The organism is Pseudonocardia sp. DxW (genome assembly GCF_058448985.1).
This window is the reverse complement of the sequence record NZ_JBZFLK010000015.1, coordinates 58,021-78,774: the sequence shown is the minus strand read 5'-3', so window position 1 is coordinate 78,774 and position 20,754 is coordinate 58,021. Positions and strand designations below refer to the sequence as shown.

Annotated in this window: 18 protein-coding genes and 1 pseudogene; 15 read left to right on the top strand and 4 right to left on the bottom strand. The window is 73.6% G+C overall.

The window, feature by feature from the left end; genetic code table 11:
- The first annotated feature begins 154 nt into the window (after positions 1-154).
- Entirely contained in the window at positions 155-1,333 is a 1,179-nt protein-coding gene (locus ACVJO7_RS22700) for a fumarylacetoacetate hydrolase family protein (protein WP_491674543.1), read from the top strand.
- Positions 1,334-1,342: 9 nt separating this feature from the next.
- Here ACVJO7_RS22700 and ACVJO7_RS22695 read toward each other — a convergent pair whose 3' ends face one another.
- A complete protein-coding gene (locus ACVJO7_RS22695; protein ID WP_344018265.1) occupies positions 1,343-1,774 on the bottom strand; it encodes an acyl-CoA thioesterase in 432 nt (143 codons plus the stop codon).
- Between the two features lie 29 nt (positions 1,775-1,803).
- Positions 1,804-2,541 carry a MerR family transcriptional regulator gene (locus tag ACVJO7_RS22690; RefSeq protein ID WP_344018263.1) on the bottom strand — a complete coding sequence of 246 codons (738 nt, stop codon included), beginning with the start codon at positions 2,539-2,541 and terminating at the stop codon, positions 1,804-1,806.
- Between the two features lie 206 nt (positions 2,542-2,747).
- Between ACVJO7_RS22690 and ACVJO7_RS22685 the strand changes: the two genes are divergently transcribed.
- A complete protein-coding gene (locus ACVJO7_RS22685) occupies positions 2,748-3,968 on the top strand; it encodes an acetyl-CoA C-acetyltransferase (RefSeq protein ID WP_358487049.1) in 1,221 nt (406 codons plus the stop codon).
- 55 nt (positions 3,969-4,023) lie between these two features.
- The gene (locus tag ACVJO7_RS22680) at positions 4,024-6,198 is read left to right on the top strand and encodes a 3-hydroxyacyl-CoA dehydrogenase NAD-binding domain-containing protein (RefSeq protein WP_344018259.1); all 2,175 of its coding nucleotides are present in this window, start codon (positions 4,024-4,026) and stop codon (positions 6,196-6,198) included.
- A gap of 58 nt (positions 6,199-6,256) precedes the next feature.
- On the opposite strand, the gene ACVJO7_RS22675 is transcribed toward ACVJO7_RS22680, so the two are convergent.
- On the bottom strand, positions 6,257-7,234 hold the full coding sequence (locus ACVJO7_RS22675) for a LysR substrate-binding domain-containing protein (protein ID WP_491674542.1): 978 nt from the start codon (positions 7,232-7,234) through the stop codon (positions 6,257-6,259).
- Between the two features lie 157 nt (positions 7,235-7,391).
- Here ACVJO7_RS22675 and ACVJO7_RS22670 point away from each other — a divergent pair, with 157 nt between their 5' ends.
- The 6 genes and pseudogenes from ACVJO7_RS22670 to ACVJO7_RS22645 form a co-directional block, all read left to right on the top strand.
- Positions 7,392-8,480 carry an amidohydrolase family protein gene (locus ACVJO7_RS22670; protein WP_491674541.1) on the top strand — a complete coding sequence of 363 codons (1,089 nt, stop codon included), beginning with the start codon at positions 7,392-7,394 and terminating at the stop codon, positions 8,478-8,480.
- Entirely contained in the window at positions 8,477-8,845 is a 369-nt protein-coding gene (locus tag ACVJO7_RS22665; RefSeq protein ID WP_491674540.1) for a Rieske (2Fe-2S) protein, read from the top strand. Before ACVJO7_RS22670 ends, ACVJO7_RS22665 begins: the two co-directional genes overlap by 4 nt.
- A 22-nt stretch (positions 8,846-8,867) precedes the next feature.
- Positions 8,868-10,094, top strand: a complete 1,227-nt coding sequence (locus tag ACVJO7_RS22660; protein ID WP_491674539.1) for an amidohydrolase family protein — start codon at positions 8,868-8,870, stop codon at positions 10,092-10,094.
- On the top strand, positions 10,073-10,978 hold the full coding sequence (locus ACVJO7_RS22655) for an alpha/beta hydrolase (RefSeq protein ID WP_491674538.1): 906 nt from the start codon (positions 10,073-10,075) through the stop codon (positions 10,976-10,978). Before ACVJO7_RS22660 ends, ACVJO7_RS22655 begins: the two co-directional genes overlap by 22 nt.
- A gap of 94 nt (positions 10,979-11,072) precedes the next feature.
- Positions 11,073-12,638 (top strand): ABC transporter substrate-binding protein, encoded by a 1,566-nt coding sequence (locus ACVJO7_RS22650; RefSeq protein ID WP_491674537.1) that lies wholly within the window; start codon positions 11,073-11,075, stop codon positions 12,636-12,638.
- A gap of 30 nt (positions 12,639-12,668) precedes the next feature.
- Positions 12,669-13,553 (top strand): annotated as a pseudogene (locus ACVJO7_RS22645) (ABC transporter permease); the annotation flags it as partial.
- A gap of 79 nt (positions 13,554-13,632) precedes the next feature.
- Here ACVJO7_RS22645 and ACVJO7_RS22640 read toward each other — a convergent pair.
- Complete coding sequence (locus ACVJO7_RS22640; protein WP_491674536.1) at positions 13,633-13,941, bottom strand: LysR family transcriptional regulator; 309 nt, start codon at positions 13,939-13,941, stop codon at positions 13,633-13,635.
- 119 nt (positions 13,942-14,060) lie between these two features.
- Between ACVJO7_RS22640 and ACVJO7_RS22635 the strand changes: the two genes are divergently transcribed.
- From ACVJO7_RS22635 to hpaE, 6 genes are read left to right on the top strand one after another with little or no spacing between them, the layout of a single operon-like run.
- Entirely contained in the window at positions 14,061-15,284 is a 1,224-nt protein-coding gene (locus ACVJO7_RS22635; RefSeq protein WP_491674535.1) for a cytochrome P450, read from the top strand.
- The gene (locus ACVJO7_RS22630; protein WP_491674534.1) at positions 15,272-15,601 is read left to right on the top strand and encodes a 2Fe-2S iron-sulfur cluster-binding protein; all 330 of its coding nucleotides are present in this window, start codon (positions 15,272-15,274) and stop codon (positions 15,599-15,601) included. The genes ACVJO7_RS22635 and ACVJO7_RS22630 overlap by 13 nt, the downstream gene beginning before the upstream one ends.
- Positions 15,579-16,835 carry an NAD(P)/FAD-dependent oxidoreductase gene (locus tag ACVJO7_RS22625; protein ID WP_491674533.1) on the top strand — a complete coding sequence of 419 codons (1,257 nt, stop codon included), beginning with the start codon at positions 15,579-15,581 and terminating at the stop codon, positions 16,833-16,835. Before ACVJO7_RS22630 ends, ACVJO7_RS22625 begins: the two co-directional genes overlap by 23 nt.
- Entirely contained in the window at positions 16,832-18,328 is a 1,497-nt protein-coding gene (locus ACVJO7_RS22620) for a fumarylacetoacetate hydrolase family protein (protein ID WP_491674532.1), read from the top strand. The genes ACVJO7_RS22625 and ACVJO7_RS22620 overlap by 4 nt, the downstream gene beginning before the upstream one ends.
- On the top strand, positions 18,325-19,263 hold the full coding sequence (gene dapA, locus ACVJO7_RS22615; protein ID WP_491674531.1) for a 4-hydroxy-tetrahydrodipicolinate synthase: 939 nt from the start codon (positions 18,325-18,327) through the stop codon (positions 19,261-19,263). The genes ACVJO7_RS22620 and dapA overlap by 4 nt, the downstream gene beginning before the upstream one ends.
- Complete coding sequence (gene hpaE / locus ACVJO7_RS22610; RefSeq protein ID WP_491674530.1) at positions 19,260-20,747, top strand: 5-carboxymethyl-2-hydroxymuconate semialdehyde dehydrogenase; 1,488 nt, start codon at positions 19,260-19,262, stop codon at positions 20,745-20,747. The genes dapA and hpaE overlap by 4 nt, the downstream gene beginning before the upstream one ends.
- Positions 20,748-20,754: the final 7 nt, after the last annotated feature.

Sequence of the window (20,754 nt, the reverse complement as noted above, 5' to 3'; positions counted from 1 at the left end):
CCGACGGATGCTCAGATCGCGACTCTGGCATGCGTTCCCATCGGCTGTCTCGCCCGAACCCCGATGAATCACGTGTTACTCCCGAGTCACCTGTCCGCAGGTCGTGCCGCGGGCCGGCACCGTTGCGAAACGGTCTCGCGTACGGTCGTCGGCTGTGACCGTGCCGCCGACCGAGCCGCCGACCCCGCCGCCCGGCCTCGCGCTGGGCGTCGTCGCCGGCGCGGGGCGTCCGGGCAGCTCCCGGATCGCCTGCCCGCTGCCCGACGGCGGCCTGCTCGACGTCGGATCGCTCGCCACCGCGCAGCGCGGCCCGCACCCCGAGCTGCTCACCGCGCCGAACCTGGACCGGCTGCTGGCGGCGGACGCCCGGGTATGGCGCGAGATCGTCGGCTGGCTGCGCGGATGGCGCCAGGACCACGAGCGGGCGTTCGCGCACCGGCTCCCGGCCGAGGGACTGGTGCCGCTGCTGCCCTTCTCGGTCGCCGACTACGTCGACTTCTACGCCTGCGAGCAGCACGCCCGCAACGCCGGGCTGATCTTCCGGCCGGACGCCGAGCCGCTCGCCCCGAACTGGCGGCACCTGCCCGTCGGCTACCACGGCCGGGCCGGCACGGTCCGGGTCAGCGGGACCCCGGTCGTCCGGCCCGCCGGGCAGCGCGCGGCGGGCGACTTCGGCCCGACCCGCCGGCTCGACCTGGAGGCCGAGCTCGGGTTCGTGCTCGGCGGCCCGGCGCCCGGGCCGGTCGCGGTGGACGACGCCGCGGAGCACGTGTTCGGGGTGGTGCTGCTCAACGACTGGTCGGCCCGCGACGTCCAGGGCTTCGAGACCCGCCCGCTCGGCCCGCACCTGGGCAAGTCGTTCGCCACCTCGATCTCGGCCTGGGTGACCCCGCTCGACGAGCTCGCCGCCGCCCGGGTCCCGGTGCCGCCGCACGATCCGGAGCCGCTGCCCTACCTCACCCCGTCGTCGCCGGCGCTGGGACTCGACGTCGAGCTGGCCGTGCACCTGAACGGGCAGCGGATCTCCACCCCGCCCGCGGCCGACCTGTACTGGTCGCCGGAGCAGCTGGTGGCCCACCTGACGTCCAACGGGGCGGACCTGCGCGCGGGCGACCTGCTCGGCTCCGGGACGGTCTCCGGCCCGGACCGCGGGCAGTTCGGCTCGATGCTGGAGCTCGCCTGGAACGGCCGGGACCCGGTCGCGCTGCCCGGCGGCGCGCAGCGCTGCTGGCTGGCCGACGACGACGAGATCGTGCTCACCGCGACCGCGCCGGCCCGCGACGGGGGACGGTTCTCGCTGGGTGAGGTGCGGGGCCGGATCCGCGGGGCGTGACCGGCGGCCTCACGCGCCGCGCAGCGGCCGCTCCTCGCCGAGCGCGTTGCGGATCAGCGGCGGCACCTCCTGCTTGCCCGAGCCGTCGACCGCGATGACCACGTACACGGTGCGGCAGTCGCAGGTGACGACCCGGTTCCCGGCGTCGTCGAGCGCCCGCACCTCGAAGTCCAGCGCGAAGCTGGTCCGGCCGATCCGGGCGGTGGACACCGCGACCACGACGTCCTCGCCCCAGCCGACCCCGGCCCGCCAGTCCAGCTCGGTGTGCACCAGCTGGACGTCGTAGCCGGCGTCGAGCATCGCCCGGTAGGTCAGCTCCCGGTGCTCCAGGAACTCGGTCATCGCCTCGTCGAACCAGGCCAGGTACCAGGCGTTGAACACCACACCCTGGGCGTCCACCTCGTGGTAGCGCACCCGCACCGGGAACTCGAAGGTCGCCATGCGGTGATGCTACGACCGTCCGGCGCGGTTCACCCGTCCTGCGGTGTCCCGCCCATCCGCTCCCGGATCGTCCGGTTCACCGCGCGGCCGAACGTGGTGACCACCCCCTGCACGGTGATCGGCTTGAGCCGGGACAGCGCCGCGGCCAGCCTGCTCCGCTCGTCGGCGGGCCGGCCGCGGTCCCGGTAGGGCTGCAGCACCTCGTCCTGGAACAGCGCCATCAGGTCCTCGGCGAGCGCGGAGGTGTGCTTCTCGATCGCGGCCTGCGCGCGCTGCCACATCTCCGGCGGGAGCCCGGAGTCCAGCGCGGCGAGCGCGGTGGCGAGCGCGGTGGCGCCGTGCACCCGGACCCGGCCGTCGTCGTGCCGGACGAGCGCGCCGAGGGTCACCAGGGTGTCGACGTCGTCGTCGGTGAGCGGGCGGCCGGCCCGGCGGTCGAGATCGGCGCGGGTCAGGTCCTCGCCGTGCTCCGGGATCCACGGGGTGAGCAGTGCCCGCTGCAGCGCGAGCTCCTCGGGGCCGGCGTCGTGCGGGAGCCGTTCCAGCTGCCGCTCGATCGCGGCCAGCGTGAAGCCGAGCCCGGTCAGCTCGCTGATCAGCTCGAGGCGGGCCCGGTGCCCGGCGTCGTACAGACCGGTGCGGCCGCGCAGCAGCGGCGCCGGGAGCAGGCCCTTGCCGGCGTAGAACCGGATCGTGCGCACCGAGACCCCGGTCCGTTCGGCCAGCTGGTCGACGGTGAGCAGGTCGGGTGTTGCCGGAGCGGACATGGCGAGCAGGCTACGGCCCGGACCTCGAACGTGACAGTGATGATGTGACATTCTTGGTGTGACACCGCTGGTGTGACATCGTTGCTGTCACATCCTCGGTCGGGCGTATTGACCATGTGACAGTGCTGCTGTAACAAAAGCTACCAGCAAGTAGGAGCGATGGCGCCCCACGCGTCACGCCTACCGACCACCCACGAGAGGTTCGGATGAGCGAGATCCCCGAGGCCTACATCTACGACGCGATCCGCACACCGCGCGGCCGGGGCAAGGCGTCCGGCTCGCTGCACGAGGTCAAGCCGATCTCCCTGGTGGTCGGCCTGGTCGACGAGCTGCGCAGGCGCAATCCCGAGCTGGACCCGGCCGTCGTCGACGACCTGGTGCTCGGCGTCGTCTCGCCGATCGGCGACCAGGGCGGCGACATCGCCAAGACCGCCGCCATCGCGGCCGGCCTGCCGGACACCGTCGCCGGCGTCCAGCTCAACCGGTTCTGCGCGTCCGGCCTGGAGGCGGTGAACACGGCCGCGCAGAAGGTGCGCTCCGGCATGGAGGAGATGGTCATCGCCGGCGGCGTCGAGGCCATGAGCCGGGTGCCGATGGGCTCCGACGGCGGGGCCTGGGCGATGGACCCGGACACCGCCTACGAGACCGGTTTCGTGCCGCAGGGCATCGGCGCCGACCTGATCGCCACCCTGGAGGGCTTCTCGCGCGAGGACGTCGACGCGTTCGCCGTCGAGTCGCAGACGCGCGCCGCGAAGGCCTGGGCCGACGGCCGCTTCGCCGGCTCCGTCGTCCCGGTCAAGGACCGCAACGGCCTGACCGTGCTGGACCGCGACGAGCACATCCGGGCCGGCGCGACCGTCGAGACGCTCGGCGGGCTCAAGCCGTCGTTCGAGATGATGGGCCGCGACGGCGGGTTCGACGCCGTCGCGCTGCAGCAGTACCACTGGGTCGAGAAGATCGACCACGTGCACCACGCCGGCAACTCGTCCGGCATCGTCGACGGCGCCGCGCTCACGCTGATCGGCACCGAGGCCGCCGGGAAGGCGAACGGCCTCACCCCGCGGGCCCGGATCGTCGCCACCGCGCTGTCCGGCGCCGACCCGACGATCATGCTGACCGGCCCGGCGCCCGCGTCCCGCAAGGCGCTCGCCAAGGCCGGTCTCACGGTCGACGACATCGACCTGTTCGAGATCAACGAGGCGTTCGCCGCGGTCGCCCTGCGCTACATGCGCGACATGGGCATCTCGCACGAGCAGACCAACGTCAACGGCGGGGCCATCGCGATGGGCCACCCGCTCGGCGCCACCGGGGCGATGATCCTCGGCACGCTGGTCGACGAGCTGGAGCGCCGCGACCTGCGCCGGGGCCTCGCCACGCTGTGCGTCGGCGGCGGCATGGGCATCGCCACCATCGTCGAGCGGCTGTGAGGCCGGCGTGCCGAACCATCAGCACAGTTCGCGTGAGCCTCGGAAGGAAACCACTGTGAGCAACGAGCAGGCCGTCCGCTGGGAGACCGACGCGGACGGGATCGCGGTCGTCACCCTCGACGACCCGGGCCGCAGCGCCAACACCATGAACGACCGCTACCGCGAGGCGATGGGCCGGGTCGTCGACGAGATCGTGGCGGCGAAGGACGACATCGTCGGCGTCGTCATCACCTCGGCGAAGAAGACCTTCTTCGCCGGTGGCGACCTGGAGCAGCTCTCGGCGGCCGGGGCCGACGACGCCCCGCAGGTCTTCGAGATGGTCACCGAGGTGAAGAACCAGCTGCGCAGGCTGGAGACCTTCGGCCGTCCGGTCGCCGCGGCGATGGCGGGCACCGCGCTCGGCGGCGGGCTGGAGATCGGCCTGGCCGCCCACCACCGGGTCGGGATCGACGCGAAGGGCGTGCTCTACGGCCTGCCCGAGGTCACCCTGGGCCTGCTGCCCGGCGGCGGCGGCGTCACCCGCGTCACCCGGATGCTGGGCATCGCCAACGGCTTCATGAACGTCCTCGCGCAGGGCCAGCGGCTCAAGCCCGCGAAGGCGCTGGAGCTGGGGATCGTCGACGAGCTGGCGGCCACCCCGGACGAGGTCGTGGCGAGGGCGAAGGACTGGGTGAAGGCCAACCCGGAGGCCAAGCAGCCCTGGGACCAGCCGAAGTACAAGATCCCCGGCGGCACGCCGTCGACGCCGTCGCTGGCGTCGATCCTCCCGGCGTTCCCGGCGAACCTGCGCAAGCAGCTCAAGGGCGCGCCGATGCCGGCGCCGCGCAACATCCTGGCCGCCGCCGTCGAGGGCAGCCAGGTCGACTTCGACACCGCGCTGCGGATCGAGGGCCGCTACTTCACCGAGCTGGTGACCGGCCAGGTCTCGAAGAACATGACCAAGGCGTTCTTCTTCGACCTCAACGCGATCAACGGCGGCAAGTCCCGCCCGGACGCACCCGAGAAGTGGCAGCCCACCAAGGTCGCCGTGCTCGGCGCCGGGATGATGGGCGCCGGGATCGCCTACGTATGCGCGCTCGCCGGCTGGGAGGTCGTGCTCAAGGACGTCTCGGCCGAGGCCGCGGCCAAGGGCAAGGCGTACTCGGAGAACCTGGTCGAGAAGGGCGTCGCCCGCGGGAAGACCACGCAGGAGAAGGGTGACGCGCTGCTCGCCCGGATCACCCCGACCGACGACTACGCCGATCTCGCCGGCGCCGACGTGGTGATCGAGGCGGTCTTCGAGTCCGTCGCGCTCAAGCAGGAGGTGTTCGCGGAGGCGGTCAAGGTGGTGAACCCGGACGCGCTGCTGTGCTCCAACACCTCCACCCTGCCGATCACCGAGCTGGCCTCCGGGGTGGAGCGGCCGGACGACTTCATCGGCCTGCACTTCTTCTCGCCGGTCGACAAGATGCCGCTGGTCGAGATCATCAAGGGCGAGCGGACCAACGACGAGGCGCTGGCCAAGGCGTTCGACCTGACCCTCGGCATCAAGAAGACGCCGATCGTGGTCAACGACTCGCGCGGCTTCTTCACCAGCCGGGTGATCGGCACCTTCATCAACGAGGGCGTCGCGATGCTGGCCGAGGGCATCGACCCGCAGACCATCGAGCAGGCGTCGTCGCAGGCCGGCTACCCGGCCCCGGTGCTGCAGCTGATGGACGAGCTGACCCTCACCCTCCCGCGCAAGATCCGCGAGGAGACCCGCAAGGGCGTCGAGGCCGCGGGCGGCACCTGGACGCCGCACCCGGCCGACGCGGTGATCGACCGGATGGTCGACGAGTTCGACCGCAAGGGCAAGAGCGGCGGCGCCGGCTTCTACTCCTACACCGACGGCAAGCGGACCGGCCTGTGGCCCGGCCTGCGCGAGCAGTTCGGCGCGACCAACCACGACGTCGACCTGCACGAGCTCAGCGAGCGGATGCTGTTCATCGAGTCGATCGAGACGGTGCGCTGCGTCGACGAGGGCGTGCTGGAGACCGTCGCCGACGCCAACATCGGCTCGATCTTCGGCATCGGCTTCCCGCCGTGGACCGGTGGGGTGCTGCAGTACATCGAGGGCTACCCCGGTGGCCCGGCCGGTTTCGTCGCGCGTGCCGACGAGCTCAAGGAGCGCTACGGCGACCGGTTCGACGTCCCGCAGTCGCTGCGGGACCGGGCCGCGAAGGGGGAGTCGGCCACCGCGGCCGCCTGATCCCGGACCTGCACACGGGCCCCGCCGGCACCCTGGCTGGCGGGGCCCGCGTGTGTGGTCACCCGCCGGCCGGGCCGTGCGCCCCGACCGGCGGGCCGCTCCCGTCCGGTCCCGATGGTTCCGGCGGTTCGGGAGATCCGGGCGGTTCGGCCGGGCCGGGCAGGACGGTCCGGCAGAACTCACCGAGCGCGGCCGCCCGCCGGGTGAGCTGGGCGCCGTGCGGGTGCGCCAGCACCACCGCCACGTCGGGGACCTCGTCGGCGATCGGGAGTGCGACCACCCGGTGACCGTCGTAGGTCACGTCGGTCAGCGGGTGCTGGACGAGCAGCGCGTAGCCGAGACCGCGGCCGACCAGGCAGCGCACCAGCTCCAGGCTGGGGGTGCGGTACCAGGCGTCCCGGCCGGACATGAGGGTCTCGGCCCCCGGGGACAGCGGCGGCAGGTCGAGCCGGATCAGCCGCTCCCCGGCCAGCGCGGACAGGTGCACGTGCGGGTCCCCGGCCAGCGGGTGGTCGGCGGCGAGCAGCACGTAGGGCCGCAGCCGCCGGACCGGGCGGTGGCCCAGGTCGGGATGCAGCCCGCGGTCATAGAGCAGCGCGACCTCGATCGCCCCGTCGAGCAGCAGTCGTTGAAGTGCGGGCTGGGTGTCCTCGACGACCTCCAGCCGCAGCTGCGGATGTGCCTCGGCGAACCGGTCCAGCAGCGGCGGCACGAAGAACGGTGCGAGCACCGTGTAACAGCCGATCCGCAGCCGCCCGGCCAGCTGGGTGCCGCTGCTCTCCGCTGCTGCCTGCAGCTCCTCGGCCTGCCCGAGCAGCGCCCGGACCTCGCCGAGCAGCCGTTGGCCCGCGGGTGTCAGGGACACCCCCTTGGCCTTGCGTCGCAGCAGCAGCTGCACACCGAGTGCGCGTTCCAGCTCGGTGATCGCGAGTGCGACACCGGCCTGCGAGACGTGGCACCGGTCGGCGGCCCCGCTGAGCGTCCCGGCCTCCGCGGCGGCCACGAAGTACTCCAGCTGACGCAGCGTGTAGCGCACGGATACAACAGTAGAAGTTTTCTTCGGGGAAAGTTACTCATGCTTTTCACGCCTTAGGTCCGCCCAGCAGACTGCTGATCGGCAGCACCGACGCAGCCGACATACGGGAGACCGCGTGACAAACCGGGCATCAGCCTATGACGGGCCGATCATCGACGTGGACGTCCACCAGCGGTGGCGGCACACCGACGAGCTGCTGGAGCGGCTGCCGCGACGCTGGCAGGACCACGTCCGGGCGCGCACCGGTGGGGCCCGCGCCGCGCTGATGCCCGCCGGCCTGACCTACCCCTTCCAGCGCGGGGTGAACAAACGGCTGGAGGCCGTCCCGGCGGACGGCGTCGGGACGTCCTACGAGCTGATGCTCGAGCAGCACCTCGATCCGTTCCCGATCGAGATCGCCAACCTGTCCTTCGACATCGGGCACGAGGTCGCCCAGCGCAACCCGGAGTTCGGCCTGGCGATCGCCCGCGCCATGAACGACTGGGTGGTCGAGACCTGGCTGCCGCGCGACCCCCGGCTGCGGACGACCATCGTCGTCCCGACCGAGCTGCCGGACGCCGCGGCCGACGAGATCCGCCGGATGGCGGACCACCCGGGAGTGACCGCCGTGCTGTTCTCCTGGAACGCGTTCGGCAAGCCGCTCGGGCACCCGGTGTACGACCCGATCTACCGGGCCGCGCACGAGGCCGGGCTGCCGATCGCGATCCACGGCGCGGCCGGGGAGACCGAGGGCGGGCTCGCCCACACCGCGGCCGGCGGCATCCCGAACTCGCGCCTGGAGTGGCACACCCTGCTCCAGCAGCCGACCCTCACCCACATCGGCAGCTTCGTCAGCCAGGGGACGTTCGAGAAGTTCCCGCAGCTGAAGGTGCTGCTCCTGGAGACCGGCCTGGCCTGGGTGCCGCACTTCCTGTGGCGGATGGACGCGCACTACCGGGAGCTGCGGGCCGAGAGCGACTGGGTGCGCCGGCTCCCGAGCGACTACTTCCGTGACCACATCCGGCTCAGCACCCAGCCGTTCGAGCTGACCCCGCGGCGGAACCAGCTGATCGAGCTGTTCGAGGCCCTCGGCGGGATGGAGGACGTGCTCTGCTTCTCCAGCGACTACCCGCACTGGGACGCCGACGACCCGTTCTACGTGGCGCGCCGGCTGCCCCGCGACTGGCTGCCCAAGGTCTTCCACGGCAACGCCCGCGACGTGCTGCGGCTGCAGCCCTCGCCCGAGCCGGCCGGTGCCCTCCGATGAGCACCGTCGACATCGGAGCCGCCGAGGACTTCCCGGACCGCACCCTGCGCCGGGTCGAGGCGGCCGGGGTCGAGCTCGGCGTGTGCCGGTGGGGGGAGCGGATCTACGCCGTGCGCAGCCGCTGCCCGCACCAGGCGGCGCCGCTGACCGAGGGCTTCCTGCAGACCGGGCTGTCGGCCGGGTTCACCGCCGACGGGGTGGAGGTGCTGGCCGATCCCGCCGAGCCGGTCGTGCTGTGCCCGTGGCACCGGTGGGAGTTCTCGCTGGTCAGCGGCGAGTCCCCGTGCCCCGGCTACAAGGTGCGGACCTACCCGGTGCACGTCGACGACGGCGGACGGGTGCACGTCCGGATGGGGAGGCGATGACGTGGGCGGCTACCGCGGACCGGTGATCGACACCTGCGTCCATCACCACTGGTCCACCCAGACCGAGGTCACCGACCTGATGCCGGACGGATGGCGCGAGCACATCGGGACGCCCGGCACGCTCCCCGGCGGGGCCGGCGCCATGCCGCTGCTGCCCTCGACCCCCTACCGCCACCCGACCGGTGACTACCTGGCCTCGGCCGGGCCCGGCGGCGTCCCGGCCGGCTCCGATCCGGCGCTGACGGTGCGCCAGGCGCTCGACGACGTTCCGGTGCGCCGCGCGGTGCTGAGCCACGACCGCGGCATGTTCGTCCCCGCGGTACCGAACACCTACCGCGCGCTGGAGATCGCCCGGGCGATGAACGACTGGACCGTCGAGCGGTGGTTCGCCGCCGACCCGCGGCTGCACGGGCTGGTCCTGGTCCCGAACCAGACCCCCGACGACGGCGCCGCCGAGATCCGCCGGTCCGGCGCGCACGACCGGATGGTCGGCGCGCTGATGGCGGCCAACGGCCTCGGTAAGCCGTTCGGGCATCCCGCCTACCACGAGATCTACCGTGCGGCCTGCGACATGGACCTGCCGGTGGTACTGCACACCGGCGGCGACGTCGGCGCGGACACGCTGACCCATCCGACCGCCGGCGGCCTCCCGGCCACCTTCGCCGAGGTCTCGGCGCTCGCCTACAGCCCGATCATGACCCACGTGCAGAGCATGATCGTGCAGGGCGTCTTCGAGCGGTTCCCCGGCCTGCGACTGTTCGTCTCGGGGGCCGGCGCGGCCTGGATCCCCGGCCTGTTCTTCCGGCTGGACGTGAACTGGCGCGGCCTGCGGCGCGAGGTGCCGTGGGTGCGCAGGCCGCCCAGCGACTACCTCCGCGCGCACGTGCGGGTCTCCACGTGGCCGATCGACCGCCCGGCCGAGCCGGACGGCGCGGAGCGGGTGGTCCGGCTGCTGGAGAGCTTCGGCGACCCGGCCGACCTGCTCTGCTACTCGTCCGGCTACCCGTACTGGAACACCGACCCGGTCGACGACATCGCCGCCCGGCTGCCCGCCGGCTGGCACGACCGGGTCTTCCACGACAACGCCCTGGACTGGTTCCGCTGGCCCGAGCGGCCCCGCCGGACCGGACCGGGACCGACCGTCGAGGTCGGGGCGATGCCGTCCGGCGGGGGGATGGCCCCGCCCGCGCGGCGGGACTATCCGACCGAGGACGGCCGGGAGACCGAGTGGCTGCCGGCAGCGGACTGAGCGCGGGCGGGCCCGGGATGTTCGACGCCGCGCAGCTCGCCCGCCGGGTCGCCGCGATCGGGAGCGAGGTGACCCCGCAGGCGGCCGACGCGTCCTACGCGCTGTACGCGCCGTACCACCGGGACGGCCCGGACGTCCGGGTGCACCGCGACCTGTCCTACGGTGCCGACCCGCGGCAGCAGCTCGACGTGTTCACCCCGGCCCGGCCCGGCGGGCCGCGGCCGGTGGTGCTGTTCGCGCACGGCGGCGGGTTCGTCGCGGGTGGCAGGCGCCGGCCGGACGGCCCCTTCCACGACAACGTCGGTCGCTGGGCGGTCCGGCGCGGGATGGTCGGGGTGACCATGTCCTACCGGCTCGCGCCGCAGCACCGCTGGCCGGCCGGGGCGCAGGACGTCGCGGCCGCGGTGGAGTGGGTCCGTTCCCGGATCGGGGCGCACGGCGGCGACCCGGCCCGGGTGCACCTGATGGGTACCTCGGCCGGCGCGGTGCACGCCGCGACCTACCTCGCCCATCCGCGGTTCCACCCGGCCGGCGGGCCGGGGGTCGCCTCGGTGGTGCTCCTGTCCGGCGCCTACGACCTGCCGAGCTTCGAGGCCGCCCGGTTGCAGCCGTACCTCGGGGACGACCCGGACGTACACCGAGCGGCGTCGCCGCTGACCGGCCTGCTGGCGTCCCCGGTGCCGGTGCACTACGTGCTCGCCGAGCACGACCCGGCGGGCGCGCAACGGCAGGCCGCGCTGCTGGTGGACGCACACACCCGCCGCACCGGCCACCCGCCGGACCTGTTCCGGCTGGCCGGGCACAACCACTTCACGACCACCGCGCACCTGGACACCCCCGACGACGCGCTCGACCACCACCTGCTCTCCCGGTTCTCCCCGTGATGACCGGACGGACGTGACGAAGCAGCCCTTCTCGAGGAACGAGGCGACACCGATGTCGACAGCTTTCCGGAACGGAGTCAGGAACCGATGGGCGGTGCTCGGCGGTGTCCTGCTCACCGCGTCGCTGCTCGCGGCGTGCGGGGGCGCCGCCGGCGGCACCGGTGAGAGCGCGCCGGTGGACGCCGAGCCGGCGCCCGGCGGCACGCTCACCATGGCGATGCCGATCCCGACCCGCTCGTTCGACCCTGCGCAGGACACGACGATGGCCCCCACCGGGGACGCCACCAGGCTGGCGGCGGTCTACGACCACCTCTTCCTGTCCGACCCGGTCACCGGGGAGGCCGTCCCGCACATCGGCGAGAGCCTGGAGCCGTCCGAGGACGGCACCGTGTGGACCATGCGGATCCGGCCGGGCGTGACGTTCACCGACGGCACCCCCTACGACGCCGAGGCGGTGCGCTTCACCTACCAGCGCTACGTCGAGCTGGACATGTCCGCCGAGGCGGGCACGATCGCGACCTGGGACATGACGGTCACCGATCCGCTGACCCTGCGGATCGAGACGCCCGAGCCGAACCGGCACCTGGACAAGATGATCGCCGCGTCGCTGCCGTTCGTGGTGTCGCCCGCCGCGGTCGCCGCCGACCCGGACGGCTTCTTCGAGAACCCGGTCGGCGCCGGGCCCTACCAGCTCACCGAGTGGGCGCGGGACAGCCACGAGATCTACACGGCGAACCCGGACTACTGGCAGGAGGGCAGGCCGTACCTGGAGCAGGTCCGGATCAATCTGGTGCCGGACGCGAACCAGCGGGTCAACGCGATCGCCTCGGGCCAGGCGGACATGCAGCCGCCGAACTCCGACGCCGATCTCGCGCTCTACGAGCAGGCCGCCGGGATGAACCTGAACGTCCACCAGGAGGCCCAGAACGGCGGCGGCTGGATCTACTTCAACAACCAGCGGGCCCCGTTCGACGACCCGCGCGCCCGCGAGGCGATCTACCGGGCCATCGACCGCCAGCAGCTCTCCGAGGTCATGCAGGGCACGGCGGACGCGCAGGCGGCGCAGACGCTGTTCGTGCCCGGCTCGCCGTTCCACGAGCCGGACGTGACCTTCCCGGACGCCGACCGGGAGCGGGCCCAGCAGCTGTTCGACGAGATCGCCGCCGAGAGCGGGCCGGTCGAGTTCGTGTTCGTCAACATCAGCGGGAACGACGTCAACACCCGCGCCGCGCAGTTCATCCAGAGCCAGCTGCGCGACCTGGCGAACGTCGACGTGCGGATCGACAACATCGACATCACCGCGGCGCGCGAGCGGGTGTTCATGCGCAAGGACTACGACATGAGCCCGTATCCCGGCTCGTACCGGTTCCCCGACCCGGAGCCGAGCCTGGTGAACCTGCTGCACACCGACGGCAGCTTCAACACCCCCGGCTACAGCCACCCGGAGGTGGACGCGGCACTGCTCGCGGCCCGCTCGGCGGGCGACCCGGAGCAGCGCGCCGCGGAGTACCGCACGGTGCAGGAGCGCTTCGTCGCCGACCTGCCCGGGCTGTTCACCTTCACCCCGACGATGACCACGCTGATGACCGGCGAGGTGACGGGGCTGGAGTACACCAGCCGCGGCCTGCTCCGCTGGGACTCGATCGGCTTCCGTCCCTGATCCGCCTGCTCGCGACCGAGGGGAGCCACCGTGCTGCGTCAAGTCGGGAGCCGACTGCTCCGGCTGGTGCCGGTCCTGATCCTGATCACGCTGCTCACCACGGCGATGGTCGACCTGATGCCGGGCTCGCCCGCGCTCGCCATGCTCGGCGACCAGGCGACCCCGGAGCAGGTCGCCCGGCTGAACGCGGAGCTCGGCCTGGACCGCCCGTTCCTGGTGCGCTACGGGGAGTGGGTGCTCGCCGCGCTGTCCGGTGACCTCGGCACGTCGCTGCGGATGGGCATGCCGGTCACCGAGGTGATCGCCGACCGCTTCTGGGTCACCTTCCAGATCGCCATGCTGTCGGTGGTCATGGCGCTGCTCATCGCGGTGCCGCTGGCACTCGTGGCGGGCGCCCGGTCCGGCGGGCGGCTGGACCGGGCGGCCGGCACCGCGTCGTCGGCGCTGCTGTCGCTGCCCGGCTTCGCCGCGGCCATGCTGCTGATCTACCTGCTCGCCGTGCAGGTGCGGGTGTTCCCGGTCGGCGGCTGGGTGCCCTTCACCGAGGACCCGGTCGGGAACCTGCGGTTCGCGTTCCTGCCCGCGCTGAGCCTGGCCCTGATGGAGGCGGCCGTCTACTACCGCCTGCTGCGCAGCGACGTGATCGCCACCCTGCAGGAGAAGTTCGTGCTGTCCGCCCGGGCCCGCGGCCTGCCACCCGGGTACGTGCTGCTGCGGCACGTGCTCCGGCCCTCGCTGTTCTCGCTGACCACGGTCGCCGGGCTGTCCATGGGCAGGCTGCTGGGCGGGGCGGTGATCGTCGAGTCGCTGTTCGCGCTGCCCGGGCTCGGCGCACTGGTGATCCAGTCCGTCCCGTTCCAGGACATCCCCACGATCCAGGGGATCGTCGTGGTGGTGGCCGTGATCTACGTGCTCATCAACATGTCGGCCTGGTCGCCGCCGCGATCGGGCTGCTGGTCGGCGGCCTGCTCGGGCTGGTCGCCGGCTACTTCCGTCATCCGCCGCTCCCGCTGGACGGGCCGGCCAGCTCGGTCCCGCCACCCGCAACCGCCAGCTGCAGCTCGTCGGCGTCGCGCAGCAGGAGCGCGGCCCGCTCCCGCAGCAGCGCCCCGGTCGGGGTGAGCACGATCCCGTGCGCCTTGCGCCGGACCATCAGCTGGGTGCGCAACACCCGTTCCAGATCGGTCACCGCGGAGGCGACCGCGGTCGGCGTGACGTGCAGCCCGGCCGCGGCCGCGGAGATCGACCCGGCCTCGGCGACGGCGACGAAGCAGGTCAGCTGGCGGAGCGTGTACCCGGGCACCGATCCCCTTACCGAACTGTTGGTGTGGATATACCGAGCAATTGTGAAGTTTACCTACGTAGGTGGGCGCGGACACACTCGTCCGGGAGAGCGATTCCGACGAGGGGACGTGGTCGACGATGACGACGGACGCAGCGCCCGCCCGGCGCGTCCCGACCGCCGACGGGGTGACCATCGAGCAGCTCTGGGCCGACCCGTACCCGATCTACCACCGGTTGCGGGCGCAGGCCCCGGTGCACTGGGTGCCCGCGGTCGGCCGGTATCTGGTGCTCGGCCACGCGGCCTGCCACACCGTCGAGCTGGACCAGGAACGGTTCACCGCCGACGAGGCTGGCTCGCTGATGAAGCGCTCGATGGGGCACAGCATGCTCCGCAAGGACGATCCCGAACACGACACCGAACGCCGGGCCTACGGCGGCGTGCTCCGGCCGAAGGCGATCGCCGCGCAGTGGCGGGCCGTGTTCGAGCACAACGCCGACGCCTGCCTGGAGCGGCTGCGCCGGGCCGGGCCGGGCGCCGACCTGGTGCAGGAGTTCGCCGCGCCCTACGCCGCGGAGAACCTGCGGCAGATCATCGGCTTCCGCAACGCGACCGCGGCCGACCTGCTCCGCTGGTCGCAGACGATGATCGACGGCACCGGCAACTACGCCGACGACCCGGACGTCTGGGCGCTCGCCGAGCGGTCGTCCGCCGAGGTCGACGAGGCCGTCGACGAGATGCTGCGGGTGCTGCGCGCCGAGCCGGACGCGACCCTGCTGTCCGCGCTGGCCGGCTCGGGGATGCCGATCGAGTCGGTCCGGGCCAACCTCAAGATGACCATCGGCGGCGGGGTGAACGAGCCCCGCGACGCGATCGCCACCACCGTGTGGGCGCTGCTGGAGCGGCCCGGCCAGCTCGCCACGGTGCGCGCGGACGGGCGCTGGTCGGACGCCTTCGAGGAGTCCGTCCGCTGGGTGTCGCCGATCAGCATGTACCCGCGCGAGGCCACCCGGGACACCGAGCTGGGCGGAATGGCGATCCCGCGCGGCGCCCGGCTCGGGATCGTGGTCGCGGCCGCCAACCGGGATCCCGCGGTGTTCGACGACCCGGACCGGTTCGACGTCGACCGGCCCCGGACCGCGCATCTCGCCTTCGGCGGCGGGAACCACTTCTGCGCGGGCGCCTGGGTCGCGCGGACGTCGGTGGTCGGCGTCGCACTGCCCCGGCTGTTCGACGGGCTGCCCGGCCTGCGGCCCGATCCGGACCGCCCCGCCACGATCGGCGGCTGGGTCTTCCGGGGCGTGCTCGGGCTCCCCGTGCGGTGGGATCGCGACGGCGCCGGGGAGGCCCCGTGCCCCGCGTGACCTACCACCACCCCGGCGGCCGCCCCGCCGACGTCGTCGACGCCGACGCCGGGTCGAACGTGATGCGGGCCGCGGTGGAGAACGGCGTCGCCGGGGTCGTCGGCGAGTGCGGTGGCCAGGCCATGTGCGCCACCTGCCACGTCTACGTCCGCGACGGCTACCTCGGCGCGCTCGGTCCGGTCGGGCCGGACGAGGACGAGATGCTCGACTGCACCGCCGCCCCGCGGGACGACCGGCGCAGCCGCCTCGGCTGCCAGGTGGTGCTCGGCGACCGCCTCGGGGAGGTGGAGGTCGATGTCCCCGGCACCCAGGTCTGAGCAGCGGGTCGTGGTGGTCGGGGCCGGGCACGGCGGGATCGCGGTGGCCGAGGCGCTGCGCGAGCGCGGCCACCGCGGTCCGGTGACCGTCGTCGGGGACGAGCCGGTGCCGCCCTACCAGCGCCCACCGCTGTCCAAGGAACACCTCGCCGCGGCGGCACCGCCACGCCCGCTGCCGCTGCGCTCGACCGGTCAACTCGCCGAGCGCAGGATCACCCTGCGCACCGGGGTACCGGTGACCGGCCTCGACCGGACGGCGCGCACGGTCCGGCTGGCCGACGGCCGGGTGCTCGGCTACGACGCACTGGTGCTCGCCACCGGATCGGTCAACCGGACGCTGCGGGTACCCGGCATCGAGCTGGGCGGCATCCACGGCCTGCGCACCCTGGCCGACGCGGATGCGTTGTGGACCGGGCTGGAACGGTGCCGGTCGCTGGTCGTCGTCGGCGCCGGGTTCGTCGGTCTGGAGGTCGCCGCCGCGGCCCGTGCCCGGGACCTGCCGGTGACGGTGCTGGAGGCGGCGGCGCGCCCGCTGTCGCGCACCGCGTCCCCCGAGGTCGCGGCACATGTGGCGCAGGTGCACCGGCGGGCCGGGACGGTGCTGCACACCGGCGGGTCGGTGCTGCGCTTCACCGGCGCCGGCGGCCGGGTCACCGGCGTGGTCGGCACCGGCGGACACCGGTACCGGGCCGATCTGGTGCTGGTCGGTGTCGGTGCGGTACCGCGTACGGAGCTGGCCGGGCAGGCCGGGCTCCCGGTCGACGACGGCGTCCTGGTCGACGACCGGCTGCGCACCGCCGACCCCGCGGTGTACGCCGTCGGGGACTGCGCCCGCACCGGACGGTTGCGACTGGAGTCCGTGCAGAACGCCACCGACCAGGCCCGCCGGGTCGCGGCCGCGGTGCTCGGCGAGGACCCCGGCCCGGCCGGGCCCGCGTGGTTCTGGAGCCGGCAGGGCGAGCTGACCCTGCAGATCGCGGGGGTGCCGGTCCCGGGCGACGAGCGGATCGTGCTCGGCGAGCCGGACACCGGCCGGTTCTCGGTCGGGCACCTGCGCGCGGGACGGCTGGCCGCCGTCGAGTCGGTGAACCAGCCCGCCGTGCACGTCGCGGCCCGCCGGGTACTGGCGGCGGACCCGCCCCGGGCCGCCGAACTGCGGGCCCCCGGCTTCGACCTGCGCGAGCACGCCCGCCGCGACCCGGCCGGGATCGGCCGGACAGGAGGAACGACGTGAGCACCCCGGAAGGGAACGAGACCGACGCGGTCACCGCCGAGCTGGGCCACCGGCCCGGCAAGGTCGTCGCCGTCCACCTGAACTTCCGGTCGCGGGCCGCCCAGCGCGGGCGCACCCCGGCGGTCGCGTCCTACTTCCTCGCACCGGCCTCGTCGCTGACCGGCTCCGGTGTGGTCGAGCGGCCGGCGGGCACCGAGCTGCTCGCCTTCGAGGGCGAGATCGCGATCGTGATCGGGCGGACAGCCCGGCGGGTCAGCCCCGAGGACGGCTGGGCGCACGTCGGCTGGGTGACCGCGGCCAACGACATCGGCCTGCAGGACCTGCGGGCCGCCGACCGCGGCTCGAACCTGCGGTCCAAGGGCTCCGACGGCTACACCCCGCTGGGCCCCCGGCTGCTCCCGGCGGCCGGGCTCGATCCGGCCGGGTTGCGGGTGCGGACCTGGCTGGACGGCGTCGAGGTGCAGGACGGCGGCAGCGACACCCTGCTGTTCGATCTCGGGCACCTGGTGGCCGACCTGTCCCGCACGCTCACCCTGGAGGTGGGTGACGTCGTCCTCACCGGGACGCCCGCCGGGGCGTCGGTGGCCCGGCCCGGCCAGGTGGTCGAGGTCGAGGTGAGCAGTGCGGACGGCGCCGTGTGCACCGGGCGATTGCGGACCGAGGTGGTCGAGGGTCCGCCGCTGGCACCGTGGGGCGCCCCGCCCCGGGCCGACGACGCGGCCCGGGCGGACGCCTGGGGAACCGCGCCGGCGCCGGTGCTCACCGACGCGCTGCGCGAGCGGCTCGGCCGGGTCGCCGTCGCGACCCTGTCGGTGCAGCTGCGCCGCCGCGGCTACGACACCGTGAGCATCGACGGCGTGCGGCCGTTGGTGCCGGGCCGGCGACTGGTCGGGACCGCGCGGACCCTGCGCTACGTGCCGTTCCGGCCGGACCTGTTCGCCGCCCGCGGTGGCGGCCAGAACGCACAGAAGCGGGCCGTCGACGGGCTGCGTCCGGGCGAGGTACTGGTCATGGAGGCCCGTCGCGACCCGGACGCCGGGACCCTCGGCGACATCCTCGCGCTGCGCGCGCTGGTGCGCGGCGCCGCCGGGATCGTCACCGACGGGGCCGTCCGGGACGCCGCCGCCGTCGCCGCGCTGGACCTGCCCGTCTGTTCCGCGGGCCGGCACCCGGCGGTGCTCGGCAGGCGGCACGTGCCGTGGGAGACCGACGTGACCGTCGCCTGCGGCGGCGCGACGGTCGCCGTCGGGGACGTGATCGTCGCCGACGACGACGGGGTGCTGGTGATCCCGCCGCAGCTGCTCGACGAGGTCCTGACCGACGCCGAGCGGCAGGAACGCGAGGAGACCTGGATCGCCGCGCGGGTCGCCGAGGGCGCCGCCCTGGACGGGCTGTACCCGCTCGCCGGTGCCTGGCGCGAGCGCCACGACACCGAGCACGCCGGGCGGACGGAAACCGAGCAGACGACCGAGGGAGAGGAGGGTCCGGGATGAGGTTCCGCCACGATCCGGCCCGCATCCGGGGATCGATCGCACCACTGGTCACCCCGTTCACCGGGTCCGGCGAGCCGGACCACGCGAGCCTGCGCGCCCTGGTCCGCTGGCAGCTGGCCGCCGGCTCACACGGCATCTCGCTCGGCGGCTCCACCGGGGAGCCGTCGGCGCAGACCCCCGCCGAGCGGATCGCGGCGATCCGCACGGTGGCCGAGGAGGTCGGCGACCGGGTGCCGTTCGTGCCGGGCACCGGCTCGGCGAAGCTCGACGAGACCCTGGAGATCACCGCGGCGGCCCGCGACGCCGGTGCCGACGCCGTGCTGGTGATCACCCCGTACTACGCCCGGCCGTCCCAGGAGGCGTTGCACGCCTGGTACTCCACGGTCGCCCGGGAGTTCCCCGACCTGCCGGTGATCGTCTACAACGTGCCGTCCCGGACCGCGGTCGAGATCGCGCCGGAGACCGTCGGCGCGCTGTTCCGCGAGCACGACAACATCGTCGGGATCAAGGAGACGACCCGGGACTTCGAGCACTTCTCCCGCGTGCTGCACGTCGCCGGGCCGGACCTGATGGTCTGGTCCGGGATCGAGCTGCTGTGCCTGCCGGTGCTGTCGCTGGGCGGGGTCGGCTTCGTCTCGGCGCTGGCGAACATCGCCCCCACCGCGGTCGCGCGGATGTACGAGGCCGCCGTCAGCGGCGACGCCGAGGAGGCCCGCCGGTTGCACTACGCGGCACATCCGCTGGTCGACCTGGTCTTCGCCGAGCCGAACCCGGCGCCGGTCAAGTGGCTGCTCGCCGAGCGCGGGCTGATCGCGAGCGACCACGTGCGGCCGCCGCTGACCGGCCTCACCGGGCCCGGCCGGGACCGGGTGCGGGCACTCGCCGAGGCAGGCTCTGCTCTGCTCACCCCCGCCGGGGCGGGGGCGGGCCGGTGACCCGGCCGGCCGGGCTGCCCGGGCACCTGCGGCACTTCGTCGGCGGTGAGCACCGCGACTCCGCCGACGGCGCGACCTTCGAGGTCCTCGAACCGGTCGGCAACCGCCCCTACCTCACCGCGGCGGCCGGTTCCGCTGCCGACGTCGGCGCCGCGGTCGCCGCCGCCCGGCAGGCGTTCACCGACGGCCCGTGGCCGACGATGCCGGCCAGGGCCAGGTCCCGGGTGCTGAACCGGATCGCCGACCTGGTCGAGGACCGTGCCGACGTCCTCGCCGAGTGGGAGACCTTCGACACCGGGCTGCCGATCACCCAGGCCCGCGGCCAGGCCCGGCGGGCCGCGGAGAACTTCCGGTTCTTCGCCGACCTGATCGTCGCCCAGCGCGACGACGCGTACACCGTCCCCGGCACCCAGCTCAACTACGTGAACCGCAGGCCGGTCGGGGTGGCCGGGCTGATCACGCCGTGGAACACGCCCTTCATGCTGGAGTCCTGGAAGCTGGCCCCGGCGATCGCGGCGGGCTGCACGGTCGTGCTCAAGCCCGCCGAGTTCACCCCGCTCTCGGCGAGCCTGTGGGCGGACATCGTCACCGAGGCCGGACTGCCGGACGGCGTGTTCAACCTGGTGCACGGGATCGGCGAGCAGGCCGGCGCGGCGCTGGTCGCGCACCCGCAGGTCCCGCTGATCTCGTTCACCGGCGAGACGACCACCGGCCGGGAGATCTTCCGGGCGGCGGCGCCCAACCTCAAGGGCCTGTCGATGGAGCTGGGTGGAAAGTCCCCGGTCCTGGTGTTCGACGACGCCGATCTCGACGCCGCCCTGGACTCGGCGCTGTTCGGGGTGTTCTCGCTGAACGGCGAGCGCTGCACCGCGGGCTCGCGGGTGCTCGTCCAGCGCGGGGTCTACGACGGCTTCGTCGAGCGCTACGCCGAGCGGGCCGGCCGGGTCGTCGTCGGTGACCCGGCCGACCCGCGGACCGAGATCGGTGCGCTCGTGCATCCCGAGCACCACGCCCGGGTGGTCGGCTATGTCGAGTCCGGGAAGCAGGAGGCCCGGCTGGTCGCCGGTGGCGGCCGCCCGGCCCACCTGCCGGAGGGGAACTTCCTCGAACCCACGGTGTTCGCCGACGTCGGCCCGGACGCCCGGATCTTCCGCGAGGAGATCTTCGGACCGGTCGTCGCGCTCACCCCGTTCGACGACGAGGACGAGGCCGTCGCGCTCGCCAACGACGTCGACTACGGGCTGGCCGGCTACGTCTGGACCCGGGACCTGACCCGCGGGCACCGGGTCGCGCAGGCGATCGAGGCGGGGATGGTCTGGCTGAACTCGCACAACGTCCGCGACCTGCGCACCCCGTTCGGCGGGGTGAAGGCGTCCGGGCTGGGACACGAGGGCGGCCACCGCTCGATCGACTTCTACACCGGGGAGCAGGCGGTGCACCTGGCGCTCGGCCCGGTGCACACCCCCCGCTTCGGTGCGGGCTGACCGGAGG